This is a genomic window from Mycoplana sp. 10N416 (genome assembly GCF_056394765.1).
This window is the reverse complement of record NZ_JBFTIM010000003.1, coordinates 107,934-127,318: the sequence shown is the minus strand read 5'-3', so window position 1 is coordinate 127,318 and position 19,385 is coordinate 107,934. Positions and strand designations below refer to the sequence as shown.

Genomic DNA, 19,385 nt, shown 5'->3' with positions numbered 1-19,385 from the left:
CATCGGCCCCGACACGGATACTCGGAAATACGGTCAATCTACAGGAGAAGCAGCGAGGGCGTCACGTTCCTTTTGGGACGCCCTGCAGCAGAAAGAGTTGCGGCAGGGCCGGGCACCTTTGGATTCCCGGGACCCTGCCATCTCATGCCAGCGGTTACTTCGATACGTCCTGACCGAAGTACTTGTCGGCGATCTTCTGATAGGTTCCGTCAGCCTTGATCTCTGCGAGTGCCTTGTTGATGGCCTCGACGAGTTCCGGCTCGCCCTTGCGCACGATGATGCCGGAATAGTCGGCATCAGCCTGCTCGGCGGCGATCTTCACGTTGGCGTCCGGTTTGTGCTTCTTGAAATCGAGAAACGACAGGCTGTCGTTGATCGTCGCGTCGGCGCGGCCCGTCAAAACGAGCTGGATGGACTGGTCGAAGCCGTCGGTCCCGACGAGCTCTGCACCGTTTTCCTGGGCGAGCTTGCCGAAATTGCTGGTCAGCGACTGCGCCGACTTCTTACCCTTCAGGTCTGCGAAGTCCTTGATGCTGGCGTCGTCGCCGCGCACGACCAGCACCGCCTTGGAGGCGATGTAGGGCTCGGAGAAGTCATACTTCTGCTTGCGGGCATCGGTTATACCGACCTGGTTTATCACCGCGTCGTAGCGGTTGGCGTCGAGGCCGGCGATCAGACCGTCCCACTTGCCTTCCAGAAACTCCGCCTTCACGCCGAGCTTTGCGGCGACGGCCTCGCCGATCTCGACGTCGAAGCCGACCAGCTTGCCGGTTTCGTCATGATAGGTGAAGGGAGCATAGGTGCCCTCCGTACCGACCTTGAAAACACCGGCAGACTGGATCGCCGCCAGGTTCTCGCCGGCCAGGGCCGGAACCAGGAAGGCCGCCTGCAACAGGCTTGCGGCGGCGATGGACTTGAACCAGGACATGTCGTTCTCCGTTTCTGGTCATTGAACTTGTGTGCTCTAGATCGCAAATATTCGGCCCGTTTGGAGCAAACGAAACTGCTTTCAAAGCGCTGGAAGGCGAATATTTTTCCACTTTGCCGTGAATTGGCGCCATCGCCGCCGTCTGACGAAAATCGCTTGGCAAATCTGCGCGCGACGCGGCCTAACGTTGGTCGCCGAGCAGCGCCAGCGTGCGTGAGTCCGGCACACCATTATAGAAGCGCTGCAGCGCCGCCTCGAAGAGCGAGCGATCGGTTGCCGCAGCGGCAAACAACGTCAGAGACGATCGGAACTTCATGTCGTCGGGCGACCCGAAGATTTCGTGGGCGGATTTTTCCGGGACGGCCAGGACGGCCTCCACGCATTCCGAAAGACGTCGTCCGAGAACCGGGTCGGCCAGATAGGCCGAAGCCTCGCCAAGCGAGCCTATGGCATAGCGCTGCGTCATTGCCGACATTCCGAGCCCGTCGATCTGGGGAAACACGAACCACATCCAGTGACTCTGCTTTCGCCCGGCCCGCAGTTCTGCCAGCGCCCGCTGATAGATCGGCGCCTGAGCGTCGCGAAAACGGGACAGGTCGAAAGCGGGGGGCGGTTGCATCGTTTCATGCCGATGAATGGACGGAAGTGAATAATAGCACGAAATCCGCCGCGCAACGCCGCTAACACCAGTGTTCGATGGAACATCCGCCGACGCGCGAGCTATTGCATCGACAATCGGCGGAGTTCCGCGCGAGCCCTGTGCGCGAGGCGATGTTGCGGATGGCGGGCGATGAAGCGCGTCCAGGCCTCGGCCGTGCCGCTTGACCGGGCCATGGCGAATTCCTCCATGACCGCGATATCCGGATCTCGTACAGGAGCCGCGATCCCGGTAGCATCACCCGGACCTGCCCGCGCCTGCTCCAACGTTCCCTCGGCATGCAACGTCACAACAAGGGCTGCGATCGATAGGCGCCGGATTAACTGTTTTGCAAGTACGGGCATCGGTGGACCAGCCAAATTCGACGTCGCACTTGTGTCGATATACAACTCTCCATAAAGGTGTAACACACGTATTTATATTAGATAGGTTGCATGAACTCCCCTGGAGTTCACTGGGGGAAATTCATGCCAACAGTAGTAGAAGCGTGGCTGTCTGGCGACAGCTATCTCGACGGCTTGCTCTATGGCACTCAATGGCAGGTCGGTGCGACGATCACGTTTGGCTTTCCAACGGTCGCGGATTTCGTGGGCTACCCTCATTCATTTGGTGGGTTGGCGCAGGTCGGCATCGATCAGCAAAACGCAACCCAGTCCATTCTGCTGGGCAAGGTTGCGGGCGGCACGGCATTCTTCACCTACGGCTCGTTCTCGCAGGTCGCCAACTTGACCTTTTCCCTGGTGGCGCCCGGCTTGGGCGCGGCCGACATCATGATTTCCCAGGCCGTGACACTGGGTGGCAAGACTATCGGCACCGCCCAGGTCGTGGATTTTCCGCTTCTCGACCAAGGGCTTACAGGCGGAGATGTCGTCTTTGGCGCCAAGGAAGATTATCGCGCCCCGAAACTCGGCGATTACTCCTGGTTCACCCATATCCACGAGTTCGGCCACGCCATGGGCCTGAGCCACGGACACCTGGGCCACGCAAAGGATGATTTCAACTTTGCCATCCCGCATGATCGCGACGCGATAGAATTCTCCGTGATGACCTACCGGAGCTATATCGGCCATCAATATCCACCATATTACACCAACGAAGAGTACGGCTACGCCCAGACGCTGATGATGTACGACATCGCGGCACTCCAGCATCTCTATGGCGCAAATTTCGGAACGAACGCGGGCAACACCGTCTACAAGTGGTCGACGACGACCGGCGAAATGTCGGTGAACGGCGTTGGGCAGGGTCAGCCCGGTGCCAACCGGTTGTTCCTGACGATCTGGGACGGCGGCGGCACCGACACCTACGATTTTTCGAACTACACGGAAAATGCCCTGATCGACCTGGCGCCTGGTGCATGGTCCTTCGTGTCACAGGAGCAGCAGGCCAATCTCGGCGAGGGCGCCTACGCCAACGGCAATGTCTACAACGCCTTGCACTACAAGGGTGACTTGCGTTCGCTGATCGAGAACGCCAAGGGCGGCTCGAAAGACGACCACATCGGCGGCAACCAGGCAAAAAACACGCTCTGGGGCAACAACGGCAATGACGTGCTGGTCGGCCGTGGGGGCTCGGATACGCTCTACGGCGGAAATGGCAACGACACCCTCTACGGCGATTTCCGCACGCCTTCGGCAACCTACAAGGGCTCTGGCCTCTACAGGGAGCTCGTGCGCGACAACGACACCAGGACAACGGCCATCGATCTCGACGACCATATTGGGTTTCGAGCCGACGTCGCCCTGGACCGATCCGGCACGAACCCGAGCGTGAAGGTTCTGGGAACTGGCAATGCAGCCCTCGACTGGTTTTCCTTCGAGGTCAAGGCGCCTGGCCAGATCACCATCGACATCGATGGCGGCCTGGACAGCTTTATTGAACTCGTCGACGCGAACGGCAAAGTGCTGGCCTTCAATGACGACTCGGCACTACAGGTCGGCGACAATCCCGACACGAGTCACAGTCAACAAAGTTTTATCGCCTACACGGTGAAGACCGCCGGCCGCTACTACGTCAAGGTGGGAAAGTATCACGATGTCGGTAACGGCCCGACGGCCGGGCCAATTCCCGACAAGTTCCAGTATATCCTCAGTATCGTCCTGCCCAATCCGGTGGAAAAGAGCACCGGCGGCTCCGGAAACGATATCCTCGACGGCGGCGCCGGAAACGACATTCTGGATGGTGGTGCGGGCAATGACACGCTGATCGGCGGCGCGGGCAACGACACCTTCGTCCTGGGTTCCGGGTTCGACAAGGTCTCAGACAGCTCGGGGACGGACACGATCACAACGACCATCAGCCGCTCGCTCGCTTCCTACAAGACCATCGAAAATCTGACGCTCCTCGGCTCCGGCCACATTAGCGGTACCGGCAACGACCTTGCCAACCAGATCGTTGGCAATACTGGCAACAACGTGCTGAAAGGCGGTCTCGGTGCGGATACCATCGACGGCAGCGGCGGCAACGACAAGATCTATGGCGAGCTCGGCAATGATGTACTGACCGGCGGCAGCGGCAAGGATGCATTCGTCTTCAATACGAAGTTGAGTGCGACCTCGAACGTCGACAGGATCACGGATTTCTCGGTTGTCAGCGACGTGATCCATCTGGAAAACGCGATCTTCACCGCTCTGACGAAGCTTGGCACACTGGCAAGCAGCGCCTTCGCCAAGAACACCACAGGAAAGGCCACCGACAGCAGCGACCGGATCATCTACGAGACCGACACAGGCAAGCTCTTCTACGACAAAGACGGCTCAGGACGTGGCGGTTCAACGCTGTTTGCCACAGTCGACAAGAATCTAAAGCTGAGCCACGATGACTTCCTCGTCATCTGATGCAGCCCGCAGGAACCCCGCAGCGATCCGGGTCCGGGCGCCTCACAAAATAGGCGGAAGGGGGGCGGGCAACTTGCTCCCGCTCAACCCCGATCCTGAAGGTAGATCGGCGCATAGATCTCGATGATCTGCAGCGCGGCGTTGCTCACAGGCGTTGCGAACACCCGCTCCGGATCGCTTGCGCTCTTTGCCTCGTGAGGAAAGAACTGCTTCCAGGGATCGTCTCGCCAGTCCGAAATGTCCGCCTTCACCACCTGCGGCTTGCCCGTCCGAACCGTGAGAATCCGGCCGATCAGTGCGCCGGTCGACGGAAACGACGGCGCGGCGTTGGTCTCGAAGGGTTCGAGCGGGATCGCCTCCAAGGAATTGTCATAGCCATTCGGGGAATGGTACAGGCCGATAAAAATCTCATCGTCGTCACCGGAGACGCTGGCAATGCCCGCCGTGACGAGGAGGAGATTGAACAGGCCCTGGTTTTCCTTGCCAGGCCCCCTTTCGGCCTTAAGACCGTTGGTCGATAGCCAACCGCCCCCGGCGTTCAATAGAAGGTTGGTGGGTTTCTCCGGATCGATTCTCATCGACAGGCTGTCGAGCGGCGCCCTGCCCAGGCGCCCAAGCACGTCCATATTTGGAAGGAACTGTGTCCAGCGTCCCTCCGTCGGCTCGGACACCTGCAGCGCGCGGCTGACCTGCTTTGGCCCCACCGCAGAATCGGTCGGCGAGCTTTCGAGCGAAAGCGTCAGTTCCGCCTCGGACGTGTCCTCCATCGGATCTGCTGGTGCATCAAACCATCGGCTTTGCCAGGCGACGAACCAATGACCGTCGCGCTCGCGGACAAGCAGCAAGATATCGAACCAGGCAAACCGCAGGCTCCCGGCCGGATCGATGAGGGAGGTGTGACGTACCGCCAGTATGCGCAAGTCGAAAGCGGTGTTTTTCAGTGTAACCGCCTCGCTCGTTGCGCCGTCGATGACGAGCGTGCAGGTGTGACCATCCCACTGGACATCGACCTCCAGCGAACGATGCGCTGTTTCACCGGCGGTGGTTGCCAGTTGCGCCTCGATACTGATGCTCGCCGTTGACGCTTTCGGCGGAGCTGCAATTGCGTGCTGCGTGATGGACAGTTGACCAGATGTCGAGGAGGCGGGAGAGGCGGAACTGCCCGCCCAATACCCGGTGACTCCTTCTGCCAGCACGATGCGGCGGAAAGCCAGCTTGCCCATCCACCACGCATCCGGATCCTCCATCGCAAAGTCGGGCGGGCGCACGACAAAGGAGCTGTTGAGGAAGAGCCCAGTTGCCGTCCCGGTGTCGAAGCCATGCCCGAGCGGGCCGCTGATCTTGACCGGCGCGACTGTCCGCAGCTCGTCGACGGTTGTGGGTGAACGCTTCTCGAGTGGCGATTGATTAGACAACCCATAGGTCCTCACGAGCGGATCAGGACCGATCTCCACCGCCCGGGCCGCCCCCGGTGCACTCGTTGCCGGATTTAGCAACTTGGCGCGATGGGCAACCTCGACCCCCGCCAGCATCCAGTCGGCGAGCCCTGCGTGCTCGTACCAGGCGCCATCCATGACGGCGAGCACGCCGGAAACCGGCAAGGCTTCATCGCCCTCCTTCAATGCGCGCGTGAGCGGGAGGATTGCCTTGATGCTCGGCTTCGGGACGTCCGCGGGCGCAGCGGCGGGCCGCAGAATTCGGTACCAGGGGGTCGTCCAGAGCCCACTGGAACTCTCCCAGTTCGCCGAGCGTGGCGCCAGTTGCGTGCCGATTGCCGCATAGGCTGCTTCATAGCGCGACCTCACGCTTGCCCGGAACCGCAGATACCGCGCGACTTCCATCCGCTGCGGCGAATTACGGGCGATGCGCCGTGGCGCAGGCGATGCCTTGCCACTCGCGTCGACGCTCTCGGCGATCGGGACGGCGACCGTGGGATCGCCAAGCGTCTCGTCCAGGCGCTCTGCAAATCCGGCAATATCCCAAAGGAACGGATACTCTGAGGCCGATGGCGGCGGTGCGCGCTTGGTTGGATTGGCGTCGTACGGATCGGACGGATCGTCGTGCGGAAACGCGTTGAAGCAGCGGGGCGCCTTGAAGGGGAACGGCGGCAGGGGGCGGCCCGTCCAATGCCAGGCCTGCGTTCCCACGGTGACCGAGCCCACCGCATCCATTGCTACATTTGCGGTGCGCGTGAAGTCGAGCCGGACATCGCCGGCACGCTCGTCTGCGGCAGCAGGCATGTGACCGACGATCTGGCCGCTGATGGCAGCTGCGAGCTCTTGCGCCAGCGGCAATGCTTGCGATGCCGCTTCGATTGCAATCTCATGCAAGCTGAAAAGCCGGTAGGTATCAGTGCCGTCGCTCGGCAAGTCCTTGTCGTCGAGATTTCCGACCGAGGCTTCGCGTACGGAACGGTCGAAGCGACGTATGCCAAGGGGCGGCACGGCATCGCTAAACCGCTCCTTCCTGACCGCGGCGAACAGCTGGACCACCACCACGTCTCCCGCCGCGAGTGCGACGGTCCGGCGGCTCGGGTCGAAGGGCTCGTTTGCGGACGGATCGATTTTGCAAAATAGCTGGATCGGTCCGCGATCGGCGAAGGGGTCGTCGGGGTCGCGGCCGGGATTCCACTGCCATCCCCATGGGATGAAAGCCGGAGCGAACGGCTTCGCTGCGTCGTCTGGCAGCGCCCCGTTTCGCCGCACGCGCCTGACCGAGATGGCCAAGGCATCGACCGCCGGATCCTGGAGGAGGAGGGAGGTGTTTATTGCTTCGATCTGTCTCTGCAGTGTTTTCGCCGCCGCGCCTGACGCTCTTGAAAGCCGTGCTTCATGGTCGTTCAGTTCGAGCGTCTGGGCGTTGTACCGGTCACGTATCGCCTTGCGAAAGGTCCGCAGCTTCCCGCGATTCGGTTCGGACAGAAGCGGTTCCTCGAATGCGATCCACCGATCAAAGTCCTCCAGCGAAGTAACCGGAGGGGCGATGCTGAGCGTCAGACGGCTGCAGCGGTCATCGAGATGTCCGCTGTCCGGCGCCGTCAGCAGGAGCGCGGTTTTCATCTTCAGCGGCCGTCTTTTCTCTGAAGCCTGGATCGGCAGCCACGGCTCGACGGCCTGTGGCGGAACAAGGATCTCCTCCACTATCGGCCTGGTCTCCTTTCCCGGTACCATCGGATGATAGGCCGTCGCGTCGGGCAGGGGGTCGGCGGCGACATTCAAGGCGCCGATCCCGGTGCGCCTGAGATAGGTGAAGCGACGCAGGTACTCGCTGTCGGGCGGAAACAGGTCCGGCGCCAGTTTGTCCGGGTCAAGCAGGGCGGGATAGTCCGACCGGCGGATCTCCTCTGGCAACGCCCCGTGGTTCGTTGCCCCGAACGGCGCGATCTCGAAGGTCGCGCCATAGGCCAGAAATGGCAGAAGTGTCTCCTCGGGCGGATTGTGCTGTTGCACCGGCTGCAACAGCCGAAGAATCCGCGGGTCTGCCGGCGGCCCGTCTTGTGGATCGGTGCTGGCGTCCGCCTGTCCGTCGCCGACGATTGGTCGGTTGTCGTAGAAAAGGCTGGCCTGCGGTGCGAGCCCGACGTAGCCCACGGGCAAGGTTCCCACCATGGTGCGGGGCGCATCCACGAACTCGACGGGCGTTGTTTTCCCCGACAGTGTCGTTTCGGGATCGATTTCAGCGAACGAAGCCGTCAGGCAGCGCCAATTCTCCTGCGAATCGGTGCGTCGCATCAGAATTCCATAGCCCGCCAGGTCTTCGTTGAAGTCGGGCCCAGCTGCCTCGCTGAGAACCATTCGATCGACCTGAAGCGCCACAGGGTGCGCATCCGAGACGAGCGGGCCGGTGAGCAGCGTGTCGCCGTCGCCATCCTCCCGCGGTTCGTCAAACCAGCTCCGAACGCTGCCACCGATCACGCCATCGATTGCTTCGACGACGGTCGAGCGAGCGCTTGCCGGCAGTGCTCCCATCCTGCCGTGTCGCGACGCAAAGGCCTGCTCGAGGTCTGTGGCGGCGCCGATTGCCTCACAGGCCGTTCCAAGCACATAGGCGCTGATCGTTTCGCGGATGCTGCCTTTCTCTGTCTCAGTTCCGCGCAGGACGTCGATGTCGCGTGTCGGGCCAGGCTTCATCTTTCGCCAGATCCCGCCGTTTTCGATCCATGGCAGGTCGAGATTGGCTTTCCGCAGGGTCCCGACCAGATCGAAGCTTTCGGCGAAAAGGCGCTTAAAGGCATCAGTGGCAGCGAAAAACCAGGCGTCAAAGTGACGGTCGGCGCCGACCGCCCTGCGCCACAGTCCGATCTGGATTTCGGCCGCACTCATCGGCTCGACAGCAGCATCCAAGACGCGGCCGAGGCAGGTGGGATCGTAAGCACCGGCGGTAACATCTTCGCCGGCAATGGCATCGGCGATAGCCTCCGCGAAGGCGGCGCCGGTTCGCGCTAGGCCGACGCGCGGCCCAATGACGGCGGCAAGAATGTCGAACCACTCCAGGAGGCGCGCATCCGCGTTGGTTCCGCCCCGCCTAAAGGCGTCGCGAAACGCCTTGTCATCCGCTTCAATGGCGGTCAACAGGTCATTCGCCTTCGTCTCGTCCAGTGCCGTTCCCGCAGCGGCTTGCCTGACCAGTTCGACAATCGTGCGGTGCGCCGGCGAACCGTTCGGACCTTCGACGGGTTTTTTGTTGGGTTCCACGATGCAGCCCGGCCCGACGATATCGCGCAACGCCGCCAGGAGGGTATGGGTGAGGCAACGCGCACCCATCTTACGATCGCCTGCCGAGATTGCAGCGCTCAATGGCGCGCCGGGCTTCTTCACGTCGTCATAGAGCGCGTTCAGCAGAAGGCGCGGTAGGTCGAATCCTTCGCTTGCGCGCCCTGCCAACTGGGACAGCCAATCATCGAAACCGACGCCGGTGCGCGGATCATCGGCTTGCCTGGTGTGATTGCGCCGCACCCAGTACGTGTTGAGGTCGATGAAGCTGGAAGCACTGGTCGCGGGGGCCGTCAGATCGATCGCGCGACAGACGACCTCGATCGGATAGTTATGGAAATTCGCGTTATAGGGGATCGTTGCGACCACGTGTAAAGCCGTCTTCGTCCAAACGATCGGGGCAGATGCACTTAAATCCGGCTCCAGAATTATCGCTGAATTGCGCAGTTTCAGACTTGGTGCGGCGACCATCAGGGCGTGGTCGCCTGTCGGGGGCGGGTCAATTTTCGTCAATTCACCGAAACGAGCAAGATTGAGGCGCCCGTGCGGAACCGGTGCTGCTACCGACGCGAGACCGGCCATGAAGGCTTCGTAGCGGAACGACCGGTCCTTACCGGAGATTTCATCGATCCGTCGCGTTTCGTTGTTACCGTACAGCCCGGACAACACGAAGGGCTCAAGAAAAGCGAACTTGTTCGTTCGATCTGTTCCGATGAGATCCTGCAACGCCGCGTGTCTCAACGCGGCGAGTACGGTGTCCTTCATCTCGAAATTCGGCTGGCCGCCAACACCACCGTTGGGCAGGACAATGGCCTGCATCGCAATCCCGGCTGAGGAAATGGCGCTCGGAGTGACTGGCCCGGCTGGTGCGTTCGGATCAACCGAGGCCCAGAGCGGGACGAACTGAACGTTGCCGCCTATCCAGGGAAAGAGCGGACCTGCGCCACCATCGAGACTATTCAGATACTTGCTGAAGTCAGAATGATCCGGCGCAGGGAGATCTATATTCGCAACTCTGGCGAAAAGCGCTTTTGCCGACAAGAGGACATCCGCTTCCTTCTCGCCATCGCTCGGGCTCAACGCTGCGCCGGAAAGACGCATGCCAACAATCGGATTTCCAGAGCTGGGCGCCCGGACGATATCGCAAAGCAGCACGAATTTCATGGTTGTCCCCTCAGGCGAAACTGTCGAGATAGTGCGGCTTGCCGGCTGCTTTCGCCTTTCCGGATGTCTTGCTCAGGTGATAGGTGACGCCCTGGCGAACCTTGATCTCGCAACACCAGCAGATTCGAAAGCTGACCTCGATCGTACCGCGCCCGACCGCCGTTCCGTCGTCGCGGTAGACCAGTTCGAGAAGCAGCGAGAGGCCGATGTTGAACCGTCCGAGGACTACGATGCCGCCGCGCACGACAAAGATGACGGCGATGGAGAAATTCTTGCCACTGCCTCCGTCATTTTCGAACTCGGCATAGACGCCGAACATGGCATAGGCGAAGCCACGACAGGGACCAAAGGCGAAATCGAGTCCGAGGCCGGCCGTGAGTCCGATCGATACCGCGCTCGAGAGTTTGCCGGAGGTTGGGAAATACTTCGCCCGGGTTTCGAGCCAACCGGCACCGACGAGGATCCAGAAGCGCAGCACGAAGGGCTCGCTTTTGCGGCCAATCGCCAACGCCGTCGACAGCGCAAAGTCGCCACGCTTGGCGCCGCTGTCGCCGCTGGTCTGCAACGCGAACGTGCTGGAGAAGCGCAGGCCGGTGGCGGAGAAGGCGCCGAAGGACAGGGGCGGAAGCGGCAGGTCGACCCTTGCGGCGACGCCGGCGGGCATGCCCTGCTCTTCCAGCATCTCGAGAAAGAAGCCAGAATCCGGTGCGCCATACGACTTGATCAGGTCGGACAGGAACCTGATGGACCGGTCCAGGCGCACGCGGGCCGGATTGATGTCCACGTCCAGCCCCTTGCCGTCCTCGAAGAAGACCCGGGTCTGCTCCAGCGTCACGAGTGGCCGGCCGCTGAAGGCCAGTTCCCAGTCGCCGACGATGTCCCCCCTGGCCGCCCGCTTCGTCACGCCATCGGGGGTGGTCTCGAGATTGGCGGTCGCGTCAAAGCGACCACCGACCATCGACAGCTTCAGCGGGCCGAACTCGAATATCTCGGATCGATCCGGGAAAGCCGAACTTGCCTCTGCTCTCGCCCAGGCGGAGAGACTTGCCTTGTCGAAACCATCCGTGACCTTGACCCTGTCGTTCAGGGCGGCCGGCATGCGCAGGTTCTTGAAAAGGCCATCGAGCTTGAGGCCGCCGAGATCCGGAAACAGCTTGCCGAAATCGAAGTTCTCCATTCCCTTGGGGATCAGGCGCTCCAGAATCTCGTCGGTGGGAATGCGGATGCCGAGCGCCTTCAGGTCGTCGTCCAGCCTGTTCATCAGCGCCACTACCGGTGATGTCCGGATGGCGTCGCGCGCATCGTCAAAGAAATAGGCGATCCGCTCCCGGTTGAAGGTGAGATTCGGCAGGATCGGCGAGGCGCCCGCAGCGCGCACGAGCGCCAGCGTGTCGCTGGGGTTCTGGAACGTCGGGGCCTTCGACAGGCGCTTATAGCCCTCCTCCAGAACACGAATGTTATCGGCCACCGCGGGCGGAATTTGTTGCCGTAGGCCGTTGGCAATAGCATCGGCGCCGGTCTTCAGCTTCTCGGCGGCGTCCTGGATGGCGGCGGCGAGGTCGCCGCTGTAGCCCTTCAGCGTTGCAATGCCATCGTCAATCGCGACGACGAGATCGTTCTCAAGATCGGTGATCGTGGTGGTGGCCGCCACATTCGCCTTGTCGATCTGGTTGCTTAGCGCTTCCACGACATCGGCGACATTGTTGCCGACCTCGTCAAGAACGCCGCCGAGGATGGCTCTCAGGTCCCTGGCTGCGTCGTGCGCATTGCCCCTGAACCCGTCGGCGTTCTTTCGCAGGCAATTGAGCTGGCTCAGAACTGCGGCCTTCAGCGTTGCGATCGTGTGCCCTGTCTTCAGGCATTCTTCACGGATCAGGTCGATGCTGGTCGCGACAACGGCGTCGAGACCGTTCGTCAGTTGCCCGAGCGCCTTGTCCGCGTTTTCGCCGGTCTGATGACCCAGATCGACCAGATCTTGCAGATCGTTCGTGGCATCCTCGACCGCGGTAATCGTCGCGGCAATGGCGTTGCCGATCTCTTTCAGCGCATGCTGTGCATCCATCATCTCTGTCTGGATCGCGGCAACCACCCGGTCGTGCTCGGACGTGACCTTCCTATGCAAACCAGTCAGGTAGGTATCGAGGGTCCTTGTTTTACCGGAAAACAGTGGCGCTGACTTGATCGAGCGCGGCAGCCTGCGGCGCGCAGTCGTACCGGCCGCATCGATCGTGGCAAGCGCCGCCGCATGATACGTTTCATAGCCAACGATCAGCGACCGCACGTCGCCTCTGTCCGCGGCCTCTCTAAACTGCCTGCCCAGAGCTTTGGCCTTGTCAAAGAGCGATTGCCGCGCGGCCAGCATCTCCGCCTTGAACGAAGAGATCGCCCTTTCAAGATCTGCTAGCGGTCGGCCAAGTTGGTCGACACCGGCGACGATGACCTGACGGACAGATGCGAGCGCGTCTTCTATCCATCTTGCAACGACTTCGGCTTTCGCCGGATCGACCTGACCGAGATACCCGTCCAGGCCGGAAATGATCGTATCTGCCTGCCTGCAGACCGTGTCGACACGCGCGAGCAGCGCTGTTTCGACGCCGGCCCATAGACGCTCCTGGACCTCCTTCGGCGCGTCGGTCCAGCCTGATTCCGCATCCTGCAGCGCGTTTCGCGCCTCGGCGACGGCGGCCACGATCGCATTGCGAGCGGCGGCGGCCTCCCGCCTGACGACTGGCTTTAATCCGGCGAGGCGATCGATCTCGGCGACGAGCGCAGAGGCGATTCTCGCCTCGAGTTCGACATCGACCTTTGCTTTGCTCTTTGCCTCCGTCTGTGCGATCGCCAGTGGCGCGAGGTTCGCGAGTGCCGCACGGGCGGTCGTCAGCGCCTGGTCGAGCACCGCCTCAAGGCGGCGCGCGTCCACAAGGATGCGTTCCAGTTCCTGGCGTAGCGTGAGCGCACGCCCGGCTGCACCCCCCGCCTGGCGGGTTGCTGCGGAGCGCATCATGGTGACGTTTTCCAGCACTGCGCCAACCGGATCGGCAGGTGTACGGGCATTGACCAGATTGACCGCAGCGCCGGCACTGTCGAGATCGAAAGTGCAGGATGCGAGCAGCGGGTCGCGCATCAGGTCATCTGCACTCTTTCCGTCCGGGTCGGTCGCATCAATCACCGGCATGCCGACGGGCATGGGCGAAGGGGTATTGACGAAATCAATATTCTCACGCGCCGCCCAGAGATTGGGGTCGTCACCGTCTCCGCCGCGTGTCGAGGTGAAAAATACCAGCTGGCTGGGGTCCTTGAGGCGCGACAGTGTCGCTGCAGCGGCGTCTGCATGCGCGCTCGCAAGCTGAAGGCGAACGTCTGGTTTCGGATAGAGGTCGGTGTCGGCGTCCTGGCGCCACAGCGGCACGATCCAGCCGTCGTCGACGTCATGGCCCCATCGGCTGTCGACCGGAATGCGCCGGGTGCGAAACAGGCAGGCCTCCACGAAGCCGCGCGACCGCGGAGCGGCGCCCTTTTCAGGATAGGCCCGCTCCGGTTCGATGATGTCGACATATTCGCGCGCCTTACGAACGACGGGGCGTCCAAAATGCTGGCCGGCCTGCTGGTCATGGAACTGATCGTGCGGCAGCACAGTGCGTTCGTAGACGATCACGTGCTTGGCGATGTTCCAGAACACACCGATGCGCCCGATGCGCTCGATGGCGTAGGTATGGGTGCGGCCGATGCTCGTGTCGGAAACGATCCGTGTCTTGCCATTCGCGAAGAAGGCACGGACGAAACCCGAACCGCCAAGTGCGGAAAAACCCGGAGTGATGATCTGTCCGCGCGTGCTGGTTGGTTTGCTGACGACCTCCTCGTAGATCGCCTTGGATTCAAATCCTCGGGTTGCGCCACCCCCAAAGCCCACAGGGGAAGCGGTCGGCTTCCATGGCTCCATGTCCATGCCCGCTTCCGGCCCCAGACGCAGTTCGAATGCCACCTTCTCCTCGATCGACAGTGGATCGTCGCTACCTTCACGATAGGGCTCGAAGTGCGCAAGCCTTGTTCCATAAACCTTGGCAAACGAGGCGGAGACATCCCGGAACCGGTCGTAGAGTTCCGCCTCGACGAGCGGCTGGCGTGAGGTCTCATCCTCGGGAAGCGCACGTGTCAGCCCATAGGGGCGCGCCGGCAATGGATCGCGGATGCCACCGATCCGTGCTCCCTGTTCGGCGAGCCGTAATCCCGGCGCGCTCAGGCGTCCGCCGAGGCCATAGAGATACTCGAAGCGGGCAGTCTTCAGGGCGGCGCCCGGAGCCCGATCGCCGGCAAAGCCCAGCACGCGGCGAAGGTTCCAAGGCGCCTCCGCATAACGCTGCCGGTAGTAGGATGACTGCAGTTCCAGACGTGCCACGGTGCCGAGCCTGTAGTCGATCGTCGTTTCAGCCCCGGTTGCCGAAATCGGTGTCCAGGGGCTGCCCTTCTCGAGAGCCTCCCCAGTTGCCTGCGGCGGAAAATACAGATCGAATCCTTCTGTGATCCCCGCGATTTCCCATTTTGCCCCGCCCGCTTCCGATAACTCCCAGTTGGCGAACTCACCGTCGTTCGCCTGTGCCGCAGCACTGTCGGCGCCCAGCGGCGGCACATCGACCATGGCAACGGCGAACGGCTCGCAATCGACTACGATGGCCCTCTTGCGACGAGCGGTTTCCAAGGCCGGATCGGGCTGCTGGTCCTGGCCGGATTGCGGCTCCGGCACCCGGTGCAAGGTGAGGGTAAATTGTCGGTTCTTCTTCGAAGCCGTCATCTCCCTGCCGCGGAGAAAGAACGGCGTGGCCTGAGGTGTTTTCTTGCCGGCACCGTCGACGACCACCACCGACGCAGCGCGTGAAAGATTGCGTGCAATCCGCTTCTCCCGCACGACGCGGGAATGGTCAGGGTCGCTCCCCTCCACGTCCCGCGAGGCGAAGTCTTCGACGACCGCATCGAAGGCACGGCCGGAATCGGGAACGGGGTCCTGTGCTCCGGGGCGGACGTCGTGCAGATCGAAGCGCTCGATCTGGGTGCGAATCCGCGGCACCGCTTCGCCAGCGCGCGGCAGCCTGGCCCGGCCGTCTCGGCCCTTCACGTCGCCTGCGGCGGCATAGCGAGCCCGGCTTGGATCGAGCGGGTCGAAGGTGATTGCGTAGTGGAGGCGAAGCCCACCCGTCGTCGCGGTGGCGGCGCTCGGCACGTCAAGGTCGAAGGCGCCGATCCGCACAAGGCCGCCGACGCCCGCCGCGCCGTTCGCTCTCGCCTCGATCCTGACGTTGATCTCGGGCTTCGCCGATCCAATCGGCCACGCATCGAACCATTCATACGTGTCTTCGATGCTTTGCTTTTCGACGGTTACCTTGACGCGGCGGACGACCTTCTCGCCCTTGTGGGTGATCAGGCCGGGGAAGACTGCGTCGGCGAAAAAGGTGGCGCTCTGCCGCACCGGACGGATCGCGGCAATGGCTATCTCGGCAATCTGATCGTCTTTTCCGACATCCGGCTGCACGATGTCATAAAGCGCCTCGAAAGCTGCGCTTCCAGCCGAAACCGGAGTGATATTCTTGAGCACCGGCACGAAGGACAGGTCGGCTGCGTCGTCAATGGTCCGCAACGCGGCGAGATAGGGCGGGGCGATCGCCTCGTTCCACAGCTTCACGAACAGCTGTGGCGGCAACGGGCGGACGCGCAAGTAGGAAAAATACGCCGTGACCGCCGTCGTCTCGCCCTTCGTTATGTCCGGCTGCTGGAAGACGTCCGGGACGAGGTCCAGATAGATATCCTCGTCGACACGAATAGGAATATCGAGCCAGTCGTCGGCCTCATCGAGAACGAGCGTTGCCGTGCCCGGCACGTCGGCCTTTTCCCGCCCCACCCTGATACGGGCGCCGAACGCAAGAAAATCGCAGGCCTCCGTTTTCGGTTTCGCGCGCCGGATGCCGACCGGGCGAACCACTATCGAGCGAGGAAGGGGGAAGTTTGGGAAGTTCTTTGGGTCGGCCGGGATTGGGACTATGTCGCTGACGACGACACCCACCGGGCTCCGCAGCAGACGGGTCAACAGCGGAAAGTCCCGCTCCTTTATCGTGACCGGCGCACTCGTCGCGAAGAGGCGGCGCTCGAACTCGTGCGGATCGGACGGGTTCGAGAGTGCGTGGAGCGTTACCCCGGGTATCGATTTGCTGGGGCCGGGTGCGCCGTGAGCGTGCGCTGGTCCAGATTTCAGGTTAAGCTTCAGGGAACCATCCTTGGCGAACATCTTGGCGGCAAGCATGTTCATCTGGAAAGTTGCGAAGACCACTGAGGAAAGATCAAGACGATCAGCACCATCAGCGTAGTGCGCCAATGGAAATGGGAGGCCTATACGCAACTCTGGCGCACCTCCCTTCGGGTAGAAGAAACGGCCGGGTCGGGCCCGAAGGCTCAGCCGCAGCCTCTCTTCGCTGCCGTCATACAATTCGATATAGTTGAACGACAGTTTCGTGATTGTCTTCGACAGCACGATGTTGTTTTCGGCGTCCTGACCCACCTCGAGTGCAAGGGTCTTTTTGCCCTTGCTGATGGTGTAGAGTCGCATTGCGAGCTTGATCGCGTCTGCCATCGTGCCCCCCTACCTGGCCGTCAATGTCCGTCGCCGGGACGCGCTTGTCCGCGCCGTCGGCGCGATCACCCGACTGGCTCTTCCTTCAACTCAGATTGTCGCTTCTCCCTCGCGGCATAGAAGCAGGCGTTAGATGCGGCTCCACTGAAACGGCTCGTCGCCGAAAGCGCCGCCGAAGCCGCGCAGCAGAATTTCTCCATCACCGCTGGCAATCCCTGACAGGACATTTTTCAGCAGAACTGCCTTGTCGCTGCTGTCATACAGTCTGATGTTCGCGGATCCGCCCGGGGTGCCGAGAGTCCAGTTCTCCCATAGGCCCGCGTCCGCTCGAAGGGATACACCGTCGGTCTTCCTCCAGGTTCCCTTGGGTGTCCCTTCTGTCAGGGACAGATAAACGGTCATTCTGGAACGAACGAGTTTCATGGTGAATGTAGTCAAAGTTGCCTCCATGATTTCCAGGAAGGACTGACAACAGACCGGCTTTTCCGCCTGTGTTTCTTGCCGCATATGCGGCGTAGTTCAGACTACCATGAATTCTTTAGAATGCAATCAATGCGGATAAACACAACCAACTGCAATTGATAGTTGTAATACCCAAGACGGGGGACGCTGAACAGCCAGACGTTTGCCTGGACGACCAGGCAAACGCAAACGGCGAACGATGGCGGCCATCCAATGCATTTGTCATGTCAATTGCCTGCGAACCCGGCTCGACCTTAGGTTCGAGAATGGTATCATTGCCGGAAAGCAGGAACTTGCACGCGCGTCTGCGTGCCGATCACAGGGAAGGTGAGGCCTATGGCGGTAGAAAAGGTGGCTCTTGTAACGGCGGGCGGCAGTGGCATGGGTGCTGCGACCGCCCGGCGCCTTGCGGCCGACGGGTTCCGCGTTGCGATCCTATCCTCATCGGGCAAGGGCGAAGCGCTCGCAAAGGAACTGAACGGCGTGGGGGTTACAGGCTCCAACCAGTCGAACGACGATCTGAAGCGCCTGGTCGATCTGGCGATGCAGGCCTGGGGGCGGATAGACGTCCTGGTCAACAGCGCCGGTCACGGGCCGCGCGCGCCCATCATCGAGATCACCGATGAGGATTGGCACAAGGGGCTCGACGTCTATCTCATGAACGTCGTCCGGGCCACGCGCCTCGTGACGCCGATCATGCAGGCCCAGCAGGGTGGCGCGATCATCAACATTTCCACCGCCTGGGCGTTCGAGCCTGCGGCGATGTTTCCGACCTCGGCCGTCTTCCGGGCCGGGCTTGCCTCCTACAGCAAGATTTTCGCCGACACCTATGCTGCCGAAAACATTCGCATGAACAACGTGCTGCCGGGTTGGATCGACAGTCTGCCGGCAACCGAAGAGCGCCGCGCCGGCGTTCCCATGCAGCGCTATGGCCGCAGCGACGAGATCGCCGCCACCGTCGCATTCCTGGCCTCGGAAGGCGCCGGTTACATCACCGGACAGAACATTCGGGTCGACGGCGGGTTGACACGTTCGGTCTAAGGTCGGAGTCCCCGGTGGGACCTGCAACGCCTTCCTCGGGTTGGCCCCAGGAGGGCGTTGTCGATCAAGGTTCAGTCGGTTCGTGCCTTCCCTCTGTCGTGTGTCAGCAGGCAGACGGTGCCAGGCAGCTTCAGCGCCTCGGCAGCACGAAACCCAGTCGCAGGCAGTTCAGCGTTCATGATGATCCCTGTCGCAGTGCTTGAACGCGGCGCGGCTGGTGGGTAGTTTCCGCGCGAATGATTGTTTGTCCTTGGGGGTCCCCTTGAATTCTGCTGTTGTGCGCGTCCTGATTTCTCTTTTGCTTTCAATGCCTGCGGTTGCACGCGCGGAATGGCAGGCGGTCGAACAAGTCCGGACCTACGCGATCAACGGAACGACCGGCATGGAACTCTACCACTCGATCGGCGAGCGGGGGCCGGAGGTCAGAGGCAGTCGGGCCATCGCGTTCACCGATTTCAAGCTGACCTGGTCACGCAAGTATGAACCGAGGAACGGCGGCTGCGTGCTCGCCTCCGCGCGTCCCAACCTGGTCATCACCTACATGCTGCCGAAACCCGCCAAGAAACTGCCGACGCCGGTTCGGGCCAAATGGGAGACGTTCTTTGCAGGAGTTGAGGCCCATGAACGTGTGCACGGCGACTTCATCAAGGACATGGTGCGCCAGATCGAGGAAGTTTCTGTTGGCTTGACCGTGGCCGACGATCCCAATTGCAGAAAGATCAGGAAGGAACTCACGCGGCGACTCGGCCCAATCTCGAAAGCGAAAGGCAAGCGCGACAGCGACTTTGACCGTACCGAACTGAAGAGCGGAGGCAACGTCCGCCAGTTGGTCGTCGACCTTGTGAACGACGGGCTCGGACCTCTGTAACCACAAAGGGCGTGCGGGCGCGGTCCATTCGCTCTCTGGCGGTCAACCTGTGCCCGGTCTCCCGACTCGTCCTGAATACCGATTCCGATTTTTAAAGCA

8 protein-coding genes are annotated in these 19,385 nt (G+C 61.7%); 3 read left to right on the top strand and 5 right to left on the bottom strand.

All coding sequences use genetic code 11. The features are described 5' to 3' along the window. Positions 1-154: 154 nt before the first annotated feature. Both AC1DDS_RS07715 and AC1DDS_RS07710 read right to left on the bottom strand, forming a co-directional pair. Positions 155-928 carry an amino acid ABC transporter substrate-binding protein gene (locus tag AC1DDS_RS07715; RefSeq protein WP_477478344.1) on the bottom strand — a complete coding sequence of 258 codons (774 nt, stop codon included), beginning with the start codon at positions 926-928 and terminating at the stop codon, positions 155-157. Positions 929-1,109: 181 nt separating this feature from the next. Further along, on the bottom strand, positions 1,110-1,547 hold the full coding sequence (locus tag AC1DDS_RS07710) for a DUF1810 domain-containing protein (protein WP_477478343.1): 438 nt from the start codon (positions 1,545-1,547) through the stop codon (positions 1,110-1,112). Between the two features lie 506 nt (positions 1,548-2,053). Here AC1DDS_RS07710 and AC1DDS_RS07705 point away from each other — a divergent pair. Then, positions 2,054-4,423: a M10 family metallopeptidase C-terminal domain-containing protein gene (locus AC1DDS_RS07705; protein ID WP_477478342.1), complete on the top strand. Its 2,370-nt coding sequence runs from the start codon at positions 2,054-2,056 to the stop codon at positions 4,421-4,423. Between the two features lie 83 nt (positions 4,424-4,506). Here AC1DDS_RS07705 and AC1DDS_RS07700 read toward each other — a convergent pair whose 3' ends face one another. The 3 genes from AC1DDS_RS07700 to AC1DDS_RS07690 all read right to left on the bottom strand — a co-directional run bounded on the left by AC1DDS_RS07700 (position 4,507) and on the right by AC1DDS_RS07690 (position 17,353). Beyond that, positions 4,507-10,299, bottom strand: coding sequence for a hypothetical protein (locus AC1DDS_RS07700; RefSeq protein WP_477478341.1), 5,793 nt, complete (start codon positions 10,297-10,299; stop codon positions 4,507-4,509). Positions 10,300-10,309: 10 nt separating this feature from the next. Next, positions 10,310-16,915, bottom strand: coding sequence for a hypothetical protein (locus tag AC1DDS_RS07695; RefSeq protein ID WP_477478340.1), 6,606 nt, complete (start codon positions 16,913-16,915; stop codon positions 10,310-10,312). Between the two features lie 129 nt (positions 16,916-17,044). Next, complete coding sequence (locus AC1DDS_RS07690; protein ID WP_477478339.1) at positions 17,045-17,353, bottom strand: hypothetical protein; 309 nt, start codon at positions 17,351-17,353, stop codon at positions 17,045-17,047. A gap of 360 nt (positions 17,354-17,713) precedes the next feature. On the opposite strand from AC1DDS_RS07690, the gene AC1DDS_RS07685 reads away from it, so the two are divergent. Beyond that, positions 17,714-18,418, top strand: coding sequence for an SDR family oxidoreductase (locus AC1DDS_RS07685; RefSeq protein ID WP_477478338.1), 705 nt, complete (start codon positions 17,714-17,716; stop codon positions 18,416-18,418). 307 nt (positions 18,419-18,725) lie between these two features. Beyond that, on the top strand, positions 18,726-19,286 hold the full coding sequence (locus AC1DDS_RS07680) for a DUF922 domain-containing Zn-dependent protease (protein ID WP_477478627.1): 561 nt from the start codon (positions 18,726-18,728) through the stop codon (positions 19,284-19,286). Positions 19,287-19,385 lie beyond the last annotated feature (99 nt).